Genomic DNA, 20,483 nt, shown 5'->3' with positions numbered 1-20,483 from the left:
GGCGCTGGCCGAAGACCGCATGCCCGACCCGGAAGGCCTGGTCACGCTGCGCCGACTGATGCGCGAGGTGATCCGTTACCACCTTGGCGGCGGCGAACTGCGGGCCTGGCGCGTGCTGGCGGGGCTGCGGCCGGGGCCGGGCCGCTGAGCGGCCCGGCCTGAGCCCGCTCAGGTATCCAGGGCCAGCAAGGTGACGCGCACCGCGTCGCGGAACTGCGCGATGGCCGGCACGGTATCGCGAGGGTTCTCGCGCAGTTGCCGCTGCAGGCGCGCCACCTCGGTGGCCAGCGCAGGCGCGCCGCAGAAGCCGCAGGACGAGCGCAGGCGGTGCAGGCGGTCGTCGAGTCCGGCGGCGTCGTATTCCGGCGCGCCCAGTTCCCGGTGCAACTGGGCCAGTTCGCTGCGCAACAGCTGGCGCAGCGCCAGCATGGTGGCGGTGTCGCCGCTGGCGCGCAGCGCCGCGGCATCGTCCAGCACCGGCAGGTTGCCGGGCAGCAAGGCCAGCAGGCGCTGCAGTTCGGCGATGCCGCAAGGCTTGTGCAGCACCTCGCGGAAGCCGGCCGCCAGCAGTTCGCGGCGCAGGGCGGAATCAAGCTCGGCCGAGCTGGCGACGGCGGGAGCGCCGGCGGAGCGTGCCTGGCCATCGGCGCGCAGCGCCGTCAGCACTTCCAGGGCCCCCGCGCCGGGCATGCGGCAGTCCAGCAGCAGCAGGTCGAAGGCCTCGCTGCGGGCCAGTTGCAGCGCCTGCTGGCCGTCGGCGCATTCCCGCGCCTCGGCGCCCAGCGAGCGCAGGCCCTCGCACAGGAAATGGCGGCTGGCCGGGTCGTCGTCGGCCACGAGCACGCGTGGAGGTGGCAAAGGGGCAGTACGAATAGGCATGACCGAATCCCTGGTTCAGTTAGTTTTGGCAGAATGGTCCGATATGCGCGCGACCCCCAGCCACCTGCTGCTGTGCCTGTGCCTGCTGCTGGGTTTCGTCCTGGCGCGGCCGGCCTGCGCGGACGTTGCTGTCGCCGCGAAGCAGTTCGACCTGCCGGGCCTGCACTTGCAGGACGTGAACGCACGCCTCGCCGATGATCCGGCAGGCGGCGTGCACCTGCAACTGCAGGCGGCCCGGGTCGACGTGGCCGCGATGGGCTGGCGACGCGTAGGCCTGCGCCTGGATGGCCAGTTGCAGCGCGATGCGCAGCAGCGCTGGGTGTTCGACGGCCGCGTGCAGCTGCGTGGCGCCCCGGGCGGCGCGCTGAGCGACGGGGAGCTGACCTGGGTGGTGAACCCGGGCTCCGACACCATGCAGATCGAACTGCGCCAGGACAAGGCGCAGGCCAATGCGTGGCTGCCGCTGGACCAGCTCAGCCACGCCAAGATCAGCCTGCGGCAGTTGCCGGCCGGCTGGCTGCAGGGCTTGCTGGGCACGGTGTGGTCGGGCCGGCTCACCGGCGGCCGGCTGGATGCCGACCTTGCGCTGGACACGGGGGGCGCCGGCGCGCAGTCGTCCGGCCAGTTCACGCTGGACGGCGTGGGGTTCGACAGCCCCGGTGGCCGGCTGGCCGGGCAGCGGGTGGACGGCAAGGGGCGTTTCGACTTCGCCCACGACCCCGATGGCGCCCGGATCGGCCTGCAAGGCACCCTGGACGGCGGCGAGCTGTTGCTGGGGCCGCTGTATGCCAAGCTGCCGGCGCACCCGGTGCAACTGGATCTGGGCGCGAACGTCCGGCGCGGCGCGATCGAGCTGGACCGGCTGCGCGTCAGCGATGCCGATGCGTTGCAACTGGAAGGCGCACTGGCCTTCGACGCGAAGGGCGACCTGCAGAAGCTGCGGCTGGATCGCTTCCGCGCCAGCTTCCCGGCCGCTTACCAGCGCTACGGCCAGGCGTGGCTGGCCACGCTGGGCCTGCGCGACGTGCGCGCCGCCGGGCACCTGAGCGGCAACCTGGACCTGCGCAACGACGGCCTGCACGCTTTCGCGTTCGATACCGAGGGACTGCAGCTTGCCGATGGCAGCGGCCGCTTCGCCGTGAGCGACCTGCGCGGTGCCGTGGACTGGTCGGCGCAGGGCGACCGGCCCGCCACCACGCTGGGCTGGAGCAACCTGCAGTTCTACCGCATCGCCAACGGCGCCACGCAATCGCGCTGGCAAAGCCGCGACGGCACCCTGGCGCTGCTGCAGCCGATCGTCGTGCCGGTATTCAAGGGCCAGCTGCGGCTGGCCAGCCTGGACTGGCGCCCGGCGGCGGCGAAGGGGCAGCGCCTGGCCACCAGCCTTGCCGTCACCGGCGTCGACATGGCCAGTTTCAGCCATGCGCTCGGCTGGCCCTCGTTCCCCGGCACGCTGGGCGGGGCGATTCCCTCGTTGCGCCTGGTCGGCGACCGCCTGGAACTGGAGGGCGGCCTTTCGGTGAACGTGTTCGATGGCTTCGTGGACGTCACCCATCTCTCCGTGCAGCAACCCTTCGGCGATGCGCCGGTGCTGGCCGGCAACATCAGCCTGAAACAACTCGACCTCGGCGCGCTCACCAGCGTGTTCAACTTCGGCAGCATCACCGGGCGGCTGGACGGTTCCGTCGACAACCTGCGCCTGGTGAACTGGAACCCGGTCGCGTTCGATGCCTCGCTGATCGCCGACGGCGGCGGCAGGATCAGCCAGCGCGCGGTGAACAACCTCACCACGGTGGGCGGCGGCGGCCTGGCGGGCGGCTTGCAGGGCGCGATGCTGAAACTGTTCAAGACCTTCGGCTACAAGCGCATCGGCCTCAACTGCAAGCTGCGCGGCGCGATCTGCGAAATGGGCGGCCTGGGGAACGAGGATGGCGGTTACACCATCGTCGAAGGGAGCGGCCTGCCGCACCTGGAGGTGATCGGTCATCAGACCAAGGTAGACTGGCCCACCTTGGTGCGCCGGCTGCGCGAGGCCGTCAACGGCCATGCGCCGGTGGTCCGCTGAGCCAAGGTCGTCCCCATCGCATTCACAGGAGTGGCACATGCGCAAGCTCACCTGCATCGTCCTGACCATGCTGGCCATTGCGCTGGTGGGTTGCGTCACGATCAACGTCTACTTTCCCGAGGCGGCGGCGCAGAAGGCCGCCGACCAGTTCATCGGCACGGTGCTCGACGGCAGCGCCCCGAAGGCGCCGCCTGCCACCGACAAGAGCGCGCCCGCGCGGGACACCCCGCCGCCCGCCCGCCAGCCCTCGGCCATGCTGCTGGACCTGCTGGTGCCGGCCGCCTATGCCGACGACGTGCCGAACCTGCGCGTGCAGACGCCGGCGGTGCAGGCGATCCACGACCGCATGCAGGCACGCTTCCAGAACTCGCTGCAGGCCCTGCTGGACAGCGGTGCGGTGGGCTTTACCCGCGACGGCATGGTCGCCATGCGCGATGCCGCCAAGCTGCCGTTGAGCGAACGCGCCCAGGCCAGCGCCACCGTGGCCGATGAGAACCGCGACCGCTCCGCGCTGTACCGCGAGATCGCCAACGCCAACAACCATCCCGAATGGGAAGCGCAGATCCGCGCCACCTTCGCCCAGACCTGGATCGACCACGCGCACGCGGGCTGGTATTACCAGAACGCTTCCGGCGCCTGGCAGCGCAAGTAGCGGGCAGGGGACATGGGGCCGGCCGATCGGCATAATGGCCGGTCTGCCCTTGCCGTGCCGATGCCCCGCAGACCATGTCCCGATCCAACTCCCGCTCCCGCGCGCCCGCCGTCGAGATCGAAGCCGACGTCACCGATCTCGGCCATGACGGCCGCGGCGTGGCCCGCATCGACGGCAAGGCGGTGTTCGTCGCCGGTGCGCTGGAGGGCGAGCGGGTGCGCCTGCGCATCCGCCAGCGCCATCGCCATTTCGACGAGGCCGAGGTGGTCGAGGTGCTCAGCCCCTCGCCGCACCGGGTCGAGCCGAAGTGCCCGCATTTCGGCCAGTGCGGCGGCTGCTCGCTGCAGCACCTGGATGCGGCGGCGCAGATCGCCGCCAAGCAGCGCGTGCTGGCCGACAACTTCGCGCGCATCGGCAAGGTGGAACCGGCGCAGTGGCTGCCGCCGCTGGTCGACGAGCCCTGGGGCTACCGCCGCAAGGGGCGCCTCTCGGTGCGTTCGGTGGCGAAGAAGGGCCGCGTGCTGGTGGGCTTCCGCGAGGAAGCCAACCCACGCTACGTGGCCGACATCCGCCATTGCGACGTGCTGCATCCGGCGCTGGGTTCGAAGATCGAGCTGATCGGCGACCTGGTCAGCGCCATGGACGCCGCTGCCGACATCCCGCAGATCGAATTCGCCGCGGGCGACGACACGGTGGCGCTGGTGTTCCGCCACATGCAGCCCTTGAGCGAGCGGGATCGCGAGGCGCTGACCGCATTCGGCCAGGCGCACGGCTTCGCGATCTACCTGCAGCCCGGCGGCGTGAGCAGCGTGCACCCGCTGTGGCCGGAGGCGCCGCGGCTGGCGTTCAAGCTGTCGCCTGGCGGCGGTGCGCAGGATGTCGAGCTGGAGTTCCAGCCGCTGGATTTCGTGCAGGTCAACGCGGGCATGAATCGCCGGATGATGGCGCGGGCGATGGAACTGCTGGACCCGCAACCCACCGACCGCGTGCTCGACCTGTTCTGCGGGCTGGGCAACTTCACCTTGCCGATCGCGCGCCGGGTGGCCGAGGTGGCGGGCGTGGAGGGCGAGCACGGCCTGGTGGCGCGCGCCGCGGACAACGCACGGCGCAACGGCATCGCCAACGCGGGCTTCCATGTCGCCAACCTGTTCGAGGACCAGCGCGGCGCCGAGTGGGCGCGCCAGCCCTGGGACAAGCTGCTGCTGGACCCGCCGCGCGCCGGCGCCGACCAGGTGCTGGCCTATCTGCCGCACAAGGCCACCCGGCGCATCGTCTATGTTTCCTGTCATCCGGCCTCGCTGGCGCGCGATGCCGGCATCCTGGTCAACCAGCACGGCTTCAGGCTCAGTGCGGCGGGCGTGATGGACATGTTCCCGCACACGGCGCATGTCGAATCCATTGCCGTGTTCGAGAGGTGATTCGTTCCTTCATGCATGGATGCGAGAATCGGAAAGCGGCCCGCCATGGCCGCGCTTCCCGATGACACCATGTTTCATCCAGGCGTTGCCGTGGGCTGGGATCCTGATTCCATGGGTATAGAGATCGAACGCAAATTCATCCTGCACGACGACAGCTGGCGCACGCAGGTGCAGCGCAGCGAACGTATCGTGCAGGGTTACCTGGTGGGTGCGGATGCGCTGACGGCCGGGCTGGCGCGCGCCTCGGTGCGCGTGCGGCGGGCCGGCGAGCAGGCGTGGCTCAACATCAAGGCCGCGCGGCTGGGCGTGGAGCGCGCCGAGTACGACTACCCGATACCGCCTGACGATGCCGATACCCTGCTGGCCACGCTGTGCGACGGCGTGCTGAGCAAGTGGCGCCACCACGTCAGGGTGGACGGCACGCTGTTCGAGATCGACGAGTTCCTGGGCGACAACACCGGACTGGTGGTGGCCGAGGTGGAGCTGCCGCATGCGGACGCCATGTTCCCGCGACCGCCGTGGCTGGGCCGCGAGGTGAGTACGCTGGGGCGCTACTACAACGTCAACCTGATCGCGCACCCGTATGTCCGCTGGACGCAGGCCGAGCGCGACGCCGCCGATGGAGAATCCGCCGGATGCTGCTGATCGGTCTGGCCGGGCTGCAGGTCGCCGACGCCGAGCGCGCGTGGCTGCGCGCGCCGGGCGTGGCGGGCGTGATCCTGTTCGCGCGCAACTACGCGGATCGCGCGCAGCTGATGGCCTTGTGCGAGTCCATCCGCGAGATCGGCGGTGAGGACATGCTGATCGCCGTGGACCAGGAAGGCGGCCCGGTGCAGCGCTTCCGCGACGGGTTCACGCGCCTGCCCGCATTGGTGCGGATCGGCGAGGTATACGACCGCGATCCAGCTGAGGCCGTGCGCCTGGCCGAGGAACACGCCTGGGTGATGGCCAGCGAGTTGCGCGCCTGCGGCGTGGATTTCAGCTTCGCACCGGTCGCCGACCTGGCGCGCGGCAATGCGGCGATCGGCGTGCGCGCCTTCCATGCCGACCCTGCCATTGCCGCGGAGCTTGCCACGGCCTATGTGCGCGGCATGCACCTGGCCGGCATGGCCGCGGTGCTGAAGCATTTCCCCGGCCACGGCTCGGTGGCTGCCGACACGCACAAGGCGCAGGCCGTCGATCCGCGTCCGCTGGAGGAAATCCGCCGCGACGACCTGCGCCCGTTCGCCGAATGCATCGCGGCACGTGCGGAGGCGGTGATGATGGCGCACGTGGTCTATCCCGCCGTCGATGCGCAGCCGGCCGGCTATTCGCGTGTCTGGATCGGCGACATCCTGCGCAGCGAGCTGCATTTCGCCGGCGCCGTGATCAGCGACGACATCAGCATGGCCGCCGCGGGCGTGGCCGGCGGCGTGGCGGAGCGCGTGCACGGTCATCTGGATGCCGGCTGCGACCTGGTGCTGGCCTGCTTCCCGGACGTGGTGGACGAGGCCATCGCCGCCATCGCCGGGCGTGCGCCGGCGCATCCCGAACGGCTGGTTTCGCTGCGCGGCGCGATCGGCGCGAGCTGGGACAGCCTCACCGACAATCCCCAGCGCGACCGCTTCGTCGCGCGCATCACGGCGCTGGACGCCGCACAGGGCAACGCATGAACGAGACGCTTCCCTCCCTCCGCGATGCATTGGCGAACGCCGACGTGCTGTTCGAGCGCGCGGAACTCGAAACCGTGATCGCCGACATCGGCCGGCGCATCGACGCCGCGCTGGACGGCGAGCGCGCGGTGTTCCTCACCGTGATGAACGGCGCGCTGATGTTCGCCGGCCAGCTCGCGCTGGCGATCCGCACCGACCTCGAATTCGACTACGTGCACGCCACCCGCTACCGCGGCGCCACTTCCGGCAGCGAGCTGCACTGGCTGCGCGAACCCATGGCGAACCTCGAAGGGCGCACCGTGCTGCTGGTGGACGATATCCTCGACGAAGGCCACACGCTGAAGGCCGTGCGCGACGACTGCCTGCGCCGCGGCGCGAAGCGCGTGCTGATCGCCAGCCTGTGCACCAAGAAGCACGACCGCCTCGCCGAAGGCATCGCTTCCGACTTCAACGGCGTGGAACTGCCCGATCGCTACGTGTTCGGCTACGGCATGGACTATCACGAACAAGGCCGCAACCTGCCGGCCATCTACGCACTGCGCTGAAGGCGCCACGGCAGGCCCTGCGCATGCACAGCCCCAGTCTCTCCGGCAGTCTGCGCCGGGCCTCATGCAACACGGCGCGCCACTCCCACCACTACCCCGGAACCCTTCCATGAGCGGACATTCCATCGACCTGGCCGTCATCGGCGGCAGCGGCCTGTACCGGTTTCCGGGGCTGGAGAACATCGGGCGGCACGCCGCGGAAACCCCGTTCGGCGCACCCTCCGGCGAGGTGGTGGTCGGCGACTTCGCGGGCCGACGCGTGGCCTTCCTCGCCCGCCACGGCGAAAGCCACAGCCTGCCGCCGCACCGGGTGAACTACCGCGCCAACCTGTGGGCGCTGCACGCCCTCGGCGCGCGCGCGGTGGTCGGCGTCAACGCGGTGGGCGGCATCCGCGGCGACATGGGTCCGCGCACCCTCGTGGTGCCCGACCAGTTGATCGACTACACCCACGGCCGCTACACCAGCTTCTGCGACGTCGAGGGCGCCGAGGTGAAGCACATCGATTTCAGCGAGCCATACACCGCCGCGCTGCGCCATCGCCTGCTGCAGGCCGCGCGCAAGGCCGGCATCGCGGTGATCGACGGCGGTTGCTACGGCGCCACCCAGGGGCCGCGGCTGGAGACCCGCGCCGAGATCGCCCGCATGAAGCGCGACGGCTGCGACCTGGTCGGCATGACCGGCATGCCTGAGGCCGCGCTGGCGCGCGAACTGGGGCTGGACTACGCCTGCCTCGCGCTGGTCGCGAACTATGCGGCCGGTTGCGGCGACGAGGCCGAGATCAGCATCGAGGAGATCTTCGCCCATCTCGCCGCGGCCACCGCCGAGGTGCCGCGCCTGCTGGACGCGATGCTGCGCGCGTGAGCGAACCCCGGCCCATGGGGGCATGAAGCATTTTCATAAGCCTGGTTGGAGTTTCGTGCCCGGGATCAACCGGCGCATATTGCGCTTTGCCTTGAAACATGTTGATACTTTCCGGGCACCAGGACGGTGAGCCAGGGGAATGGTTCGAGCTCGGCCAGGTGCATACCCTGTCCATGTTTCCAGAGGTTCCAGCAATGCGTTTCGGTACGGTCAAGTGGTTCAACGATGCCAAGGGCTTCGGTTTCATCGCGCCCGAGGACGGTGGGGAGGACGTGTTTGTCCACTTCTCGGCCATCAATTCCAAGGGCTTTCGCAGCCTGCAGGAAGGCCAGCGCGTGAAGTTCGAAGTCACCCAGGGGCCCAAGGGCGCCCAGGCTTCGGGCGTGGAAATCGCGGCCTGAGTTCCACCGGCCGGCGCCCGCGCCGGCCGTGCAGTGACAAAGAGCCCCGCGCCCAGGCGCGGGGCTCTTTGTTTTCATATTTGATTAAATAGTGCAGCCATGGATGCTGTCCGTTTGATTATCGCGATCGGGTCGATCGCAGAGTCCCGGAAAATGCAGCCATGGACGATCCAGCAGAACCATTCACGAGAACCGCCATGACCGAACGCCGACGCTTCCTCAAGACTTCGCTGCTGGCCGCCTCGACCCTCGCCGCAGGCAAATCGCTGGCCACGGACGAAACCGCCTCGGTGGCACGCAAGCCGCCTACCGTGCGCGTGGCCTCGACCTGGGATTTCGGCATCGCCGCGAACCAGGCGGCGTGGGCGATCCTGGGCCGGGGCGGCCACGCGCTGGATGCGCTGGAAGCCGGTGCGCGCGTGCCCGAGGCGGATCTCAGGAACCACAGCGTGGGCAAGGGCGGCTACCCCGACCGCGACGGCAAGGTCACGCTGGACGCCAGCATCATGGACGCGGAGGGCAACTGCGGCGCGGTGGCGGCGCTGGAACACGTCACCCACGCCATCTCGGTGGCCCGGCGGGTGATGGAACGCACCCCGCACGTGCTGCTGGTCGGCGACGGCGCGTTGCAGTTCGCGCTGGAACAGGGCTTCGAGAAGGAAAACCTGCTGACGCCGGAAGCGGACCGGGCCTGGCACGAGTGGCTGAAGACCGCGCAGTACAAGCCCGTGGTCAACAGCGAAGTGCGCGACTACGGCGCCAGCCATCCGGCCGGACGGCCGGGCGGCAAGGACAACCACGACACCATCGGCATGCTGGCGCTGGACGCGCACGGCAAGCTCGCCGGCGCGTGCACCACCAGCGGCATGCAGTGGAAGCTGCACGGCCGCGTGGGCGATTCGCCCATCATCGGGGCCGGCCTGTACGTGGACGGCGAAGTGGGCGGCGCCACCTCCACCGGCGTGGGCGAGGAAGTGATCCGCAACGCCGGCAGCTTCCTCGTGGTGGAACTGATGCGCCAGGGCCGCACGCCCACCGAAGCCTGCCGCGAGGCGGTGATGCGCATCGTGCGCAGGAAGCCGAAGACCGCGAAGGAGATCCAGGTGGGCTTCCTCGCCATGAACCGGGACGGCGAAGTGGGCGCCTGGGCATTGCAGCCCGGCTTTTCCTATGCCGTGTGCGACGCGAAGGACCAGCGTGCGCTGATTCCTTCCCGCAGCGTGTTCGCCGCATGAGCGGCTGCCTGCTGGAAGTGGCCGCGAACTCCGTGGCCTCGGTGCTGGCGGCGCAGGTCGGCGGAGCGGGGCGGGTGGAACTGTGCGCGGCGCTGGAGCTGGGCGGCCTCACGCCTTCGCAGGCCACCATCGCGATGGCGCGCGAACGCCTGCGCATTCCGCTGTACGTGCTGATCCGCCCGCGCGCCGGCGATTTCCTCTACGACGAACTCGAATGCGAGGCGATGCGGCGCGACATCGAAACCTGCGCCGCGCTGGGCTGCGACGGCGTGGTGCTGGGCATGCTCGATGCCGAAGGCGACGTGGACCTGCCTCGTTGCCGCGCGCTGATCGATGCGGCGGGAAGCATGGGCGTCACCTTCCACCGCGCCTTCGATCTCGCCCGCGATCCCCGGCGTGCGCTGGAGGACGCGATCGCGCTGGGTTGCGAGCGCGTGCTCACCTCGGGCGGGCAGGCCAGTGCGCTTGAAGGCGCCCCGCTGATCCGCGAGCTGCTGGCGCAGGCGGCGGGCCGCATCGCGATCATGCCGGGCGCCGGCGTGACTCCGGGCAACCTGGCTGCGCTGGCGGTCGCCACCGGCGCGCGCGAATTCCATGCCTCCGCCAAGCGGCAACTCGACTCGGGCATGCGCCATCGTCCCCCGCTGCTCACCGACATGCAGGGCGGCGAGCTGCGCAGCGACGAGGAACAGGTGCGCGTGCTGGTGCAGGCGCTGCGTTCCTCCGGCTAGCCGGAGACAGCCCCGCTCCACGGGGAGGCCGCGGCGCACGGCTCCCTACCGCAGCGCATGTTGGCCACGTTGGTTAAGATGCCGCCTTGCGAATTTCCCGTGGAGCATCATTCGTGATCATCAAACCCAAAGTGCGCGGCTTCATCTGTGTCACGGCCCATCCGGTCGGATGCGAGCTCAACGTGGCCGAACAGATCGCCACCACCCGGGCCGCCATCCACGACGACGGCAAGGGTCCGAAGCGCGTGCTGGTGATCGGCGCCTCCACCGGCTATGGCCTCGCCTCGCGCATCACCGCCGCGTTCGGCTACGGCGCGGCCACGCTGGGCGTGTTCTTCGAGAAGCCCAGCAGCGAGGACAAGACCGGCACCGCCGGCTGGTACAACGCCGCCGCGTTCGACAAGCTGGCCAAGCAGGCCGGCCTGTACAGCAAGTCCATCAATGGCGACGCCTTCGCCAACGCGACCCGCGAGCGCGCCATCGAGATCATCAGGAACGAGATGGGCGGCCAGGTGGATCTCGTCGTCTACTCGCTGGCCTCGCCCGTGCGCAAGCTGCCGGATACCGGCGAAGTGGTGCGCTCCGCGCTCAAGACCATCGGCGAGACGTTCACCGCGAGTTCGGTCGACACCAACCGGGACACGGTGATCCAGGCCAGCGTGGAGCCGGCCACCGAGCAGGAGATCAAGGACACCGTCACCGTGATGGGCGGCGAGGACTGGGCGCTGTGGATGGACGCGCTGGCCAAGGCCGGCGTGCTGGCGCCGAACGCCAGGACCATCGCCTACAGCTACATCGGCACCGAGATCACCTGGCCGATGTACTGGCACGGCACCCTGGGCCAGGCCAAGCAGCATCTCGACAACACCGCGACGGCGTTGCGCGGGCGCCATGCCGGGCTGGACGCCCGCGTGGGCGTGATGAAGTCGGTGGTCACCCAGGCCAGCGCCGCCATCCCGGTGATCCCGCTGTACGTCTCCATCGCCTTCCGCATCATGAAGGAAAAGGGCATCCACGAAGGTTGCATCGAACAGATCAACCGCCTGTTCCACGACCGCCTCTACCGCGCCGACGGTGCGGCGACGCCGGTGGACGAGGAGGGCCGCGTGCGCCTGGACGACTGGGAGCTGCGCAGCGACGTGCAGGATGCCTGCAAGGCGCTGTGGCCCAACGTCACCACCGAGACGCTGCGCGAGGTCACCGACTACGCCGGCTACAAGCACGAATTCCTCAAGCTGTTCGGCTTCGACCGCAGCGACGTCGACTACGACGCCGAGGTGGACCCGGATCGCCGCTTCGACTGCGTGGAGATGTAACAGGCACGGGCCGGGAGCGGCGCATCGCATTGAAGCCTTGCGCCGCGACCCCATATACTTGTCCAGCCATACCGTTTTCCCCGGGGGTGTACTGGCTTCGACGGGGGTAGTGAGATGGCTTGGTGCATGCCGAGGGGGCAGCTTTCCTCGTTAATCCAGCGGCAAACTCATAGTTGCCAACGACGACAACTACGCTCTGGCCGCTTAAGGCCTAGCCCCGAACCCGCTTGTGCTCGTGCTCGCCGGTGTAGGGTCATTATCACGGGATCGCCCGAAGCCGCCGCCTGTCGGCCAGGGTCAAATCAAGCAGGCTGGTCCTTCGATGCGCTCCGCACGCCGTGCTGTCGCGGGACGAGATCCAACGGTGAGCTAAGCATGTAGTACCGGGCGTCAAGCGCCTTCGGACGCGGGTTCGACTCCCGCCACCTCCACCAACAAGCCGTCCAACGGCGTCCCAAGAAGGCCGGAAACCCCAGCAACAGCAAGGGTTCCGGCCTTTTTCTTGTCCGATGCTGTCTAGAGGCATCCACCTCAATCATCGGCTTGCGTCCGAAAGCCCGGCAAGCCCTGGCTTGTCGTTTTGTATCCATGTGGATACATTCGCTCCGTGCTCTATACCGTCATGCACACCGAGGCATCCGCGGCATGGCATCGCTGACTGCGCGACCTGAAAGCCCGCGTGGCAATAGCGCGGCGGATCGAGCGCGCCAGCGCCGGCAACCTGGGCGACACCAAACCAGTAGGCGAGGGCGTTTCGGAAATGCGGATCGACGTGGGCGCAGGCTACCGCGCGTATTTCACGCTACGGGCTGGCGTGTTGGTGGTGTTGCTCTGCGGCGGTGACAAGGCATCGCAGCGGCGCGACATACGCCATGCCCAGCAACTGGCGAAGGAGGCATGACATGAACGCAAAACTTCGACCCTTCGAGATGGCCGACCTGCTGGACAGTGAGGCGGCGATTGCCGAATACCTGACGCAAGTGCTGGCCGACGGCGACACCGACGAACTGCTGCGCGCGCTGGGGCACGTTGCCAAGGCGCGCGGCATCGCGGAGATTGCCGAGGCATCCGGGCTGGGGCGCGAGAGCCTGTACAAGGCGCTGCGCCCGGGTGCCAAACCCCGATTCGAGACCTTGGCAAAGGTCTGCCATGCCGTGGGCGTGAAACTGGTCGCAGTGCCGGCCTGAGAACAGGGCGGAACAGGCCGCTGATGCGACGCGCTGGGGACATATTTGCGGCGCCTTCCCCTATGCAACTGCACGGGCCGATGCAGAGCTAAGGCCTTCACGTGATCGTTCTTAGCCGGAACGGCGCACCCGATCCATCGTCGCGACGGCCGCCTCGCGGGTGCATGCTACGATCCGCGCCGCCTGCACACGGGCATTCCGCCCGCCGCCCGGATGGCGAAACTGGTAGACGCAAGGGACTTAAAATCCCTCACCCTCACGGGTATGCGGGTTCGATCCCCGCTCCGGGCACCAATGCAGAGCCGTCCCTGTTCACGCAGGGGCGGCTTTTTCATGTCGGGCTGCGTGCGCCTGAATCCTCCACCTCCGTCATGAACGCTTCCGGCGCGTGAGGGGATTCACTTCTCTACGTCGGCCGGCAGCGAGGGTTCCGATCGGGCGAGATTGCTTAAGCGAGGCTTGATGCGAAGCGCGAAAGCGCGAGCGTGCTGCCAGTGGCGCGCCGCCAGCTTCCTTGCGGCCCGCGGTTCGCGCCGGCCAGTTGCGAAGAGCCCGCTGCCCGGAGGGCTTTTTCGTGTGCGGCCTCGCGTGATCGGGCTTTCTCCGGGGGAGGGCGCATGCCGGCATATGATAAAAAATTATCTTGACAGATTAATGTTACTTGGATATCAAAGTGGCCGTGGGATGTTCACGGGATGTCCATGCGATTCCGTCGGGGAGGGGAGAACGTCATGCAATTTCATCAGCCGCATCTGCGACGTCATGGCCTGGGTCTGGCCATAGCCATGGGCCTGCTTGGGTCCTTCACTGCAACAGCAAGGCCATCGGTGCCTGACGGTGGCGACCTTGCGACAGGCGCGCAAAGCCAGGCGTCCGCAACGGGTGCCGGTGCGAAACAGGATCAACGTCCCACCAGCAGCAAGGCACCGATCGAGCTGAAGACGATCGTGGTCACCGCGAACAAGCGCAGCGAACCGCTGCAGAGCGTGCCGATGGCGGTGTCGGCGGTTTCCGGCGACGACCTTCGCCGCGCGGGCGCCAACAACCTGGCCGATTACGCCACCCAGATACCCGGCCTCAACATGATTTCCCTGACGCCGGGGCAAACGCAGCTGGTGCTGCGCGGCATCACGTCGGGCAGCAGCCAGTCCAACGCGAGCGTCAGCACCTATATCGACGAGGCGCCGTATGGTTCCAGCACGGTGTATGCCGAGGGCAGCCTGCTGACGCCGGACATCGACCCGGCCGACATCGAGCGCATCGAGGTGTTGCGCGGTCCGCAGGGCACGCTGTACGGCTCGAACTCGCTGGGCGGCCTGTTGAAATTCGTCACCACGCCGCCGGACTCCACCCGTGCCTATGGCCGCGTGAGCGCCGGCTATACCGGCGTGGACGGTGGCGGCAGCGGCTTTACCGAGCGCGCCATGTTCAACCTGCCCCTGGTGGAGGACAAACTGGCGCTGCGGGTGAATGCCTATCACCGCGACGACCCCGGCTATGTCGACAATGTCGCCACCGGCAAGTCCGAGGTCAACGCGGACAAGGTCGCCGGCGGCCGCGCGCAGGTGCTGTGGACGCCCAGCGACAAGGTATCGGTGCGCCTGTCGGCGCTGGCCCAGAACCTCGGCAGCGACGGCCTGGTCAACTCCGGCGTGGAAGTGGACCCGGCCACGCTGAAGCCCATCTACGGCTACCAGAAGCAGAGCAGGGCGGCGAGTACCGGCCTGCTGAAGATCAAGTACCGCCTCTACGACCTCGAGGTCAAGGCGGATCTCGGCCTGGCGACGCTGGTGTCCTCGACCAGCTATGGCACGCAGAAGGTCAACCAGGTCGGTGACGTCACCGCCGCCTATGGCCCGATACTCAACCCCGCTTTCGGCCTTGCCAATGGCGGCTATTCGGTAAGCCAGCCGGTCAGCCTCGGGAAATTCACCCAGGATGCGCGGCTTCAGTCGCGTGCGGACCAGGCCATCGAGTGGCGAGTTGGCGCGTTCTACACGCGCGAGAACACCACGAACCATCAGCACGTCAACGTTTTCGACGCCACGACCGGGGTGCCGATCGATCTGCCCAACCTGGGCGACCTGTCCGTCGGCCCGGGCGTCTTCAAGGAATGGGCCGGCTACGCCGATGCGACCTGGCATGCCACATCGCAGCTGAGCGTGCTGGTCGGCGCCCGTTATACCCACGACAGCACCTCGTACACGCAGGTGGGCAGCGGCATGCTCGTGGGCCCGAGCCAATTCACCATCCGCAGCACGGATTCCACGACGACCTACCTGGTCAATCCCAGTTTCAAGTTCAACGACAACCTGATGGCCTACGTGCGCGTGGCTTCCGGCTTCCGCCCCGGTGGCGCGAACGTGGGCGTGCCGCCCGGCCTGGGCGCGCCGCTGAGCTTTGCGCCCGACAAGCTGACCAGCTATGAAATCGGCTTCAAGTCCACCTTGCTGGATCGAAGGATGGTCTTCGACGCCGACGTGTTCTACATCGACTGGAACCATATCCAGCTCACCACCGTCGCCGACAACTTCGCCTTCCTCAGCAATGGCGGCAAGGCCAGGAGCCAGGGTGTGGAGGTCAACTGGCAGTACGAGCCTGCGCGCGGCCTGGTGCTGTCGGCGAACGCCAGTTGGACCGATGCGAAACTGACGGCGGATACGCCGCCGGGCCTGTACGGCTACAACGGCGATCGCCTGCCGTGGGTGCCGAAGTGGAACGCCAACGTGGGCGTGGAGTACAACTTCCCGCTGGGCGGCGGCTGGTCGGGTTTCGTGGGCGGTAGCTACCGCTACGTGGGCGCGCGCATGGCGGATTTCCTGTCCGTGACCGGGCCGCGGTATTCGGTGCCGGCCTACCACGGCGTCGACCTGCATGCCGGCACGTATTTCGGCGACTGGACGATCAGCGCCTACGTCAAGAACGTGACCAACTCGCGCGGCATCACCTCGCTTTCCTCGGAAACCACCGACCCGCGGGGCACGCCGTTCTCCGCGGCCTTCGTGCCGCCGCGTACGGTCGGCGTGACCGTCGGCCTCGACTTCTGAGCATGACCAAGGGAGTCAACGCCTCATGAATCGCTGTGTGAAATTCCTCGCATCCCTGGCGGCGACTTTCGTCGCCGGGTTGGCGATGGCGCAGGTGCCGCCGTCGCCAAATCCTGCACCGGCCAATCCTGCAACGGTGCCCGTGCCTGCAGCCGCGCCGTCCGCGAATGCGGACGGACAGACGCATGCGCTCACCGCGGCGGACCTGTCGAGCTTCCTCGACGGCATGGTGCCGTTCGCCTTGCAGCGCGGCGACGTGGCCGGCGGCGTGATCGCGGTGGTCAAGGACGGCCAGGTGATCTTCGCCAAGGGGTACGGCCACAACAACCTGGAGAAGCGGACGGTGCCGTCCCCTGCGGACACGCTGTTCCGCATCGGTTCCACCTCCAAGCTGTTCACCTGGACCGCCGTGATGCAACTGGTGGAGGCAGGCAAGCTGGACCTGGACGCCGATGTCGACACGTACCTCGATTTCAAGATCCCGCCGTTCCAGGGCAAGCCGATCACCCTGCGCAACCTGATGACGCATACCGCGGGGTTCGAGGAAACCGCGCGCGATCTCATCACCACCGACGGCAAGCCGGTCAACCTCGAGCATTACCTCAAGACCCACCTGCCGGTGCGGATCTTCCCGCCGGGCCAGGTGGTGGCCTACTCCAACTACGGCTGCGGCCTGGCCGGCTACATCGTGCAGCGGGTGTCCGGGCAGGACTTCGACGATTACATCGAGCAGCACATCTACAAGCCGCTGGACATGCAGCACTCCACGTTCCGCCAGCCCTTGCCGGAACGGCTTGCGCCGCTGATGGGCGACAGCTACAGCACGGCTTCCGACGGCAAGCTGAAGCCCTTCGAGATCGTCGATCCGTCGCCGGCCGGCGCGATGAGTTCGACCGCGCTGGACATGGCGCACTTCATGATCGCCCAGCTGCAGGGCGGCAACTATCAAGGCGGCCAGATCCTGACGCCGGCCACGACTACCCTGATGCACACGCCGCAACGCACCGAGGCGCCGGGGCTCAACGGCTACGCGCTGGGTTTCTACCAGGAGAACCGCAACGGCCAGACCATCATCGGCCACGCCGGCGACACGGATTACTTCCACTCCGACCTGCACCTGCTGACGGATGCGAACGTCGGTGTCTTCATGTCGTTCAACAGCGCCGGCACGGCGGGCAACGCCGAGGTGATCCGCACCGCGATCTTCAGCGCCTTCCTCGACCGCTACTTCCCGGTCGCCGCGTCGAACCCGCCCACCGTTGCCACGGCCAAGGCCGACGCGGCGCGGGTCGCGGGCTGGTACCTGTCCAGCCGGCGCAACGAAAGCGCCCTGAGCATGCTGTATGCGCTGACCCAGCTCCAGATATCCGCCTTGCCCGACGGCACGATCCTTAGCCCGGCTTTCATGAACACCTCCGGCGCTCCGATGCATTGGCGCGAAGTGGGGCCGCTGAAGTACCAGCAGGTGGATGGTCCCTATCGCCTGGACTTCGTCGCGGACGCGAACGGCAACATCCAGTACTGGGCCAGCGACTCCCTGCCTCCGGTCATGATTTTCCAGTCGGTGACCGGGCTGCACGCGCTGGGCAGCATCGAACTCTGGGGCACGCTTGCGCTGCTGTTGCTGCTGGGCGCCTTGCTGAGCTGGCTGTGCGGATGGCTGGTGCGCCGCCACTACGGCCGCCGGCTCGAACTGGATGCCGGTCGGCGCCGCTCGCGCCTGTATTCGCGACTGGGCGTGCTGGTGCTGTTCGTCACGATGCTCGGCTGGCTGGGCCTGATGGTGGCCATATCCGCCGACCAGACCATCCTGCTGGAAGGCGGCGCGACGCCCTGGATGTACCTGCTTTACGTCCTGGGCGTGCTCGCGCTGCTGGGCGTTCTAGCCATCGTGATCCACGCGGTGCGCAGCTGGATGAAGCCGCGCCGCGGCCGCTGGGTACTGCTGGGCGAGAGCCTGCTGGCGCTGGCGGCGATCTACCTGGCGTGGCTGATCCTGGCGCTCGGGATGGTCAGCTTCAACGTCCACTACTGATGACTCCGTTTGCGCGGCGGCGGCAGAGCACCGCCGCCGCGTACTCCATTCCAGGGAAACACGCATGACTATTCATGACGGCGGGCGGCTGCGCCTCCGGGCGACGACCAGGAGCTGGGCCACCAAGGCCCCGTTCCATATCACCGGCTACACCTTTACCGCGTTCGATGCGCTGATCGTCGAGCTGGTCGACGGGCAGGGCCGGGTGGGACGAGGCGAAGCGCAAGGCGTCTACTACCACCACGACACTTCCGCATCGATGCTGGCGCAGGTCGAAGCGATGCGCGCGCGGGTCGAGGCGGGCATCACGCGCGAAGAGCTGCAGACCCTGCTGCCGGCCGGCGGTGCGCGCAACGCGCTGGACTGCGCCCTGTGGGAGCTGGAAGCCAGGCGCGCGGGCAAGCCGGTGTGGGAACTCGCCGGACTTGCGGCGCCGCGGCCGTTGCTCACCACCTATACGCTGGGTGCCGAGGAACCCGATGCGATGGCCGGCCACGCCATAGACTATGCACAGGCCAGGGCGATCAAGCTCAAGCTCACCGACGACGACCGCAACGCCGCGCGCGTGCTGGCCGTGCGCAAGGCGCGCCCGGACGTCTGGCTGATGGTCGACGCCAACCAGGGCTTCACGCGCGAGTCGTTTGCGCGCCTGTTGCCGACCCTGGTGGAGGCGCGGGTGGACGTGGTCGAGCAGCCGTTCCCGATGGGCAACGAGGCGTGGTTGGACGGCCTGGAACGGCCGATCCGCATCGCCGCGGACGAAAGCGTGCAGCATCTCGGCGACCTGGCGAAGGTTGCCGGGCGCGTCGACGTCATCAACATCAAGCTGGACAAGTGCGGCGGCCTGACCGAGGCGCTCGCCATCGCCGCGGAAGCGCGCCGGCAGGGCTACGAGTTGATGGTCGGCAACATGGGCGGCTCCTCGCTGGCGATGGCGCCGGCCTTCGTGGTGGGCCAGCTGTGCGACGTGGTGGATCTCGACGGCCCGCTCAGCCTGCGCGTCGATTACACGCCGTCGGTGGTGTACGAGGACGGCGCCATCTGGTGTCCCGATACACTCTGGGGCAGCCCCGGGGCGCTGCAGGCGCAGCCCGTCGCGGGCGATGAGCGAGGGGAAGCATCCGTGTGATGTCCGTGTTCGTGCCGCCACCCACCGAAAGAAGCTGGTTCGGCCACCCGCGTGGCCTGACCATCCTGTTCCTGACCGAAATGTGGGAGATGTTCTCCTTCTTCGGCATGCGCGCGATCCTGGTCTATTACATGACCATGCACCTGGACATGGACCAGGAATACGCGTCGCTGGTGTATGGCACGTACGCCGCCTTCGTCTACTTCACGCCGGTGTTCGGCGGCATGCTCGCCGACCGCTGGCTGGGCAAGGATCGCGCCGTGGTGATCGGCGGCGCGACGATGGCGCTCGGGCACTTCATGATGTCGTACGAGGCCCTGTTCTACCCGGCGCTGTGCATGATCGCGCTGGGCAACGGCCTCTTCCTGCCCAGCCTCGCCAGCCAGGTCGAAGGGCTGTACCGCAATGGCGATGCGCGCAGCAAGAGCGCGTACAACATCTACTACGTGGGCATCAACCTGGGCGGGTTCCTCTCGCCGCTGGTGTGCGGGACCCTGGGCGAAGCCTACGGCTGGCACTGGGGCTTTGCCGCGGCCGGCATCGGCATGCTGCTCTCGCTGGTGATCTACCTCGCCGGGCGCCGTTACCTGCCGCCGGAGCCGGCGCCCGGGGCCGAAGCGCGCGCGGCGCGGGCGCCGATGGACCGGGCCGCGCGCGACCGCTTTGCCTTGCTGATCGGCATCGCCGCCATCGTGGTGATCTTCCGCGGCGCCTACGAGCAGAACGGCAACACCATCGCGCTGTGGGCCGACACGGGCATCGACCGGCACCTGACGGCGGACTGGTCGATCCCGATGACCTGGTTCCAGTCGATCAACTCGCTGGCGGTGTTCGTCTTCACGCCCTTCCTTCTGGCGCGCTGGGCGCGGCTGGCGGAGCGCGGCGTGGATACGCCGCTGCTGGCGCGGATGGCCTTCGGCGCGACGATCGTCGGCGCATCGTTCGTGGCCCTGGGCCTGGTGGCCGCCTGGAGCGAAGCGCACGGCACGCGCGCCAGCTGGGTATGGCTGTTCGTCTGGTTCGTGGTGTTCACCATCGGCGAGCTGCACATCCTGCCCGTGGGCCTGGCCCTGTTCGGGCGCATGGCGCCGGAAGGGTTCCGCGCCACCAGCATCGCCACGTGGTTCTTCGCGGGTTTCTTCGGCAACCTGCTCGCCGGCGCGCTCGGGACCCTGTGGAGCCAGATGAACCACGGCCTGTTCTTCATGCTGGCCGGCGCGGTTTCGGGCTTGTCCGCCGCGCTTTTGTTTATGCTTGGCCGACGCCATCGCGGGGTGGGGCAACATGGAGACGTCGGCGGCACCCCGGTGCCAGTCCGATGAGCGTGCG

Annotated in this window: 18 protein-coding genes, 1 tRNA gene, 1 other RNA gene and 1 pseudogene; 20 read left to right on the top strand and 1 reads right to left on the bottom strand. The window is 68.2% G+C overall.

The genetic code is table 11. The annotated features are described in order from the left end of the window. Window positions 1–148 (top strand): annotated as a pseudogene (locus tag PCA_RS17595) (DNA repair protein RecO); the annotation flags it as partial. 20 nt (window positions 149–168) lie between these two features. Here the strand turns inward: PCA_RS17595 and PCA_RS10075 are convergent. Further along, window positions 169–879, bottom strand: coding sequence for a response regulator (locus PCA_RS10075; protein ID WP_181302478.1), 711 nt, complete (start codon window positions 877–879; stop codon window positions 169–171). Between the two features lie 43 nt (window positions 880–922). On the opposite strand from PCA_RS10075, the gene PCA_RS10070 reads away from it, so the two are divergent. The 19 genes from PCA_RS10070 (at window position 923) to PCA_RS09980 (ending at window position 20,476) form a co-directional block, all read left to right on the top strand. Continuing rightward, on the top strand, window positions 923–2,944 hold the full coding sequence (locus PCA_RS10070; protein ID WP_181302477.1) for a hypothetical protein: 2,022 nt from the start codon (window positions 923–925) through the stop codon (window positions 2,942–2,944). Between the two features lie 37 nt (window positions 2,945–2,981). Then, the gene (locus PCA_RS10065) at window positions 2,982–3,596 is read left to right on the top strand and encodes a YdbL family protein (protein WP_181302476.1); all 615 of its coding nucleotides are present in this window, start codon (window positions 2,982–2,984) and stop codon (window positions 3,594–3,596) included. 74 nt (window positions 3,597–3,670) lie between these two features. Then, window positions 3,671–5,014 carry a 23S rRNA (uracil(1939)-C(5))-methyltransferase RlmD gene (gene rlmD, locus PCA_RS10060; RefSeq protein ID WP_181302475.1) on the top strand — a complete coding sequence of 448 codons (1,344 nt, stop codon included), beginning with the start codon at window positions 3,671–3,673 and terminating at the stop codon, window positions 5,012–5,014. A gap of 111 nt (window positions 5,015–5,125) precedes the next feature. Beyond that, the gene (locus tag PCA_RS10055; protein ID WP_181302474.1) at window positions 5,126–5,659 is read left to right on the top strand and encodes a CYTH domain-containing protein; all 534 of its coding nucleotides are present in this window, start codon (window positions 5,126–5,128) and stop codon (window positions 5,657–5,659) included. Continuing rightward, entirely contained in the window at window positions 5,650–6,666 is a 1,017-nt protein-coding gene (gene nagZ, locus PCA_RS10050; protein WP_181302473.1) for a beta-N-acetylhexosaminidase, read from the top strand. Before PCA_RS10055 ends, nagZ begins: the two co-directional genes overlap by 10 nt. Further along, complete coding sequence (locus PCA_RS10045; RefSeq protein WP_181302472.1) at window positions 6,663–7,211, top strand: hypoxanthine-guanine phosphoribosyltransferase; 549 nt, start codon at window positions 6,663–6,665, stop codon at window positions 7,209–7,211. The genes nagZ and PCA_RS10045 overlap by 4 nt, the downstream gene beginning before the upstream one ends. A gap of 109 nt (window positions 7,212–7,320) precedes the next feature. Continuing rightward, window positions 7,321–8,073: an S-methyl-5'-thioinosine phosphorylase gene (locus tag PCA_RS10040; protein WP_181302471.1), complete on the top strand. Its 753-nt coding sequence runs from the start codon at window positions 7,321–7,323 to the stop codon at window positions 8,071–8,073. Between the two features lie 194 nt (window positions 8,074–8,267). Next, entirely contained in the window at window positions 8,268–8,474 is a 207-nt protein-coding gene (locus PCA_RS10035; RefSeq protein WP_072320702.1) for a cold-shock protein, read from the top strand. Between the two features lie 197 nt (window positions 8,475–8,671). Beyond that, complete coding sequence (locus PCA_RS10030) at window positions 8,672–9,709, top strand: N(4)-(beta-N-acetylglucosaminyl)-L-asparaginase (protein WP_181302470.1); 1,038 nt, start codon at window positions 8,672–8,674, stop codon at window positions 9,707–9,709. Beyond that, a complete protein-coding gene (locus tag PCA_RS10025) occupies window positions 9,706–10,440 on the top strand; it encodes a copper homeostasis protein CutC (protein ID WP_181302469.1) in 735 nt (244 codons plus the stop codon). Before PCA_RS10030 ends, PCA_RS10025 begins: the two co-directional genes overlap by 4 nt. A 113-nt stretch (window positions 10,441–10,553) precedes the next feature. Then, window positions 10,554–11,756, top strand: a complete 1,203-nt coding sequence (gene fabV / locus PCA_RS10020; protein ID WP_181302468.1) for an enoyl-ACP reductase FabV — start codon at window positions 10,554–10,556, stop codon at window positions 11,754–11,756. 82 nt (window positions 11,757–11,838) lie between these two features. Next, window positions 11,839–12,190, top strand: a transfer-messenger RNA (tmRNA) gene (gene ssrA / locus PCA_RS10015). Between the two features lie 224 nt (window positions 12,191–12,414). Further along, window positions 12,415–12,657, top strand: coding sequence for a type II toxin-antitoxin system RelE/ParE family toxin (locus tag PCA_RS10010; RefSeq protein ID WP_181302481.1), 243 nt, complete (start codon window positions 12,415–12,417; stop codon window positions 12,655–12,657). Between the two features lies 1 nt (window position 12,658). Next, window positions 12,659–12,943, top strand: coding sequence for an addiction module antidote protein (locus PCA_RS10005; protein WP_181302467.1), 285 nt, complete (start codon window positions 12,659–12,661; stop codon window positions 12,941–12,943). 207 nt (window positions 12,944–13,150) lie between these two features. Beyond that, window positions 13,151–13,237 (top strand) — tRNA-Leu (locus PCA_RS10000). A 653-nt stretch (window positions 13,238–13,890) separates the two neighbouring features. Beyond that, window positions 13,891–15,990 carry a TonB-dependent receptor gene (locus tag PCA_RS09995; protein WP_181302466.1) on the top strand — a complete coding sequence of 700 codons (2,100 nt, stop codon included), beginning with the start codon at window positions 13,891–13,893 and terminating at the stop codon, window positions 15,988–15,990. Between the two features lie 25 nt (window positions 15,991–16,015). Continuing rightward, the gene (locus PCA_RS09990) at window positions 16,016–18,025 is read left to right on the top strand and encodes a serine hydrolase domain-containing protein (protein ID WP_181302465.1); all 2,010 of its coding nucleotides are present in this window, start codon (window positions 16,016–16,018) and stop codon (window positions 18,023–18,025) included. A gap of 64 nt (window positions 18,026–18,089) precedes the next feature. Next, window positions 18,090–19,154, top strand: coding sequence for a dipeptide epimerase (locus tag PCA_RS09985; RefSeq protein WP_181302464.1), 1,065 nt, complete (start codon window positions 18,090–18,092; stop codon window positions 19,152–19,154). Then, on the top strand, window positions 19,154–20,476 hold the full coding sequence (locus PCA_RS09980) for a peptide MFS transporter (protein ID WP_181302463.1): 1,323 nt from the start codon (window positions 19,154–19,156) through the stop codon (window positions 20,474–20,476). Before PCA_RS09985 ends, PCA_RS09980 begins: the two co-directional genes overlap by 1 nt. The last annotated feature ends 7 nt before the right edge of the window (window positions 20,477–20,483 follow it).

The organism is Rhodanobacter sp. PCA2 (assembly GCF_013620825.1).
GTDB lineage: Bacteria > Pseudomonadota > Gammaproteobacteria > Xanthomonadales > Rhodanobacteraceae > Rhodanobacter_A.
Note: the sequence above shows the minus strand (reverse complement) of the source record. Positions and strands in the feature narration are given on the sequence as shown.

Excerpts from the sequence above, each read along its gene's own strand:
- PCA_RS10070 (WP_181302477.1), top strand. The coding sequence starts at position 923 with ATGCGCGCGACCCCCAGCCACCTGCTGCTGTGCCTGTGCCTGCTGCTG.
- PCA_RS10005 (WP_181302467.1), top strand. The coding sequence starts at position 12,659 with ATGAACGCAAAACTTCGACCCTTCGAGATGGCCGACCTGCTGGACAGT.
- PCA_RS10065 (WP_181302476.1), top strand. The coding sequence starts at position 2,982 with ATGCGCAAGCTCACCTGCATCGTCCTGACCATGCTGGCCATTGCGCTG.
- PCA_RS09980 (WP_181302463.1), top strand. The coding sequence starts at position 19,154 with ATGTCCGTGTTCGTGCCGCCACCCACCGAAAGAAGCTGGTTCGGCCAC.
- PCA_RS10055 (WP_181302474.1), top strand. The coding sequence starts at position 5,126 with ATGGGTATAGAGATCGAACGCAAATTCATCCTGCACGACGACAGCTGG.
- PCA_RS10045 (WP_181302472.1), top strand. The coding sequence starts at position 6,663 with ATGAACGAGACGCTTCCCTCCCTCCGCGATGCATTGGCGAACGCCGAC.
- nagZ (WP_181302473.1), top strand. The coding sequence starts at position 5,650 with ATGCTGCTGATCGGTCTGGCCGGGCTGCAGGTCGCCGACGCCGAGCGC.
- rlmD (WP_181302475.1), top strand. The coding sequence starts at position 3,671 with ATGTCCCGATCCAACTCCCGCTCCCGCGCGCCCGCCGTCGAGATCGAA.
- PCA_RS10025 (WP_181302469.1), top strand. The coding sequence starts at position 9,706 with ATGAGCGGCTGCCTGCTGGAAGTGGCCGCGAACTCCGTGGCCTCGGTG.
- PCA_RS10040 (WP_181302471.1), top strand. The coding sequence starts at position 7,321 with ATGAGCGGACATTCCATCGACCTGGCCGTCATCGGCGGCAGCGGCCTG.
- PCA_RS10075 (WP_181302478.1), bottom strand. The coding sequence starts at position 879 with ATGCCTATTCGTACTGCCCCTTTGCCACCTCCACGCGTGCTCGTGGCC.
- PCA_RS10035 (WP_072320702.1), top strand. The coding sequence starts at position 8,268 with ATGCGTTTCGGTACGGTCAAGTGGTTCAACGATGCCAAGGGCTTCGGT.
- PCA_RS09985 (WP_181302464.1), top strand. The coding sequence starts at position 18,090 with ATGACTATTCATGACGGCGGGCGGCTGCGCCTCCGGGCGACGACCAGG.
- PCA_RS10030 (WP_181302470.1), top strand. The coding sequence starts at position 8,672 with ATGACCGAACGCCGACGCTTCCTCAAGACTTCGCTGCTGGCCGCCTCG.
- PCA_RS09990 (WP_181302465.1), top strand. The coding sequence starts at position 16,016 with ATGAATCGCTGTGTGAAATTCCTCGCATCCCTGGCGGCGACTTTCGTC.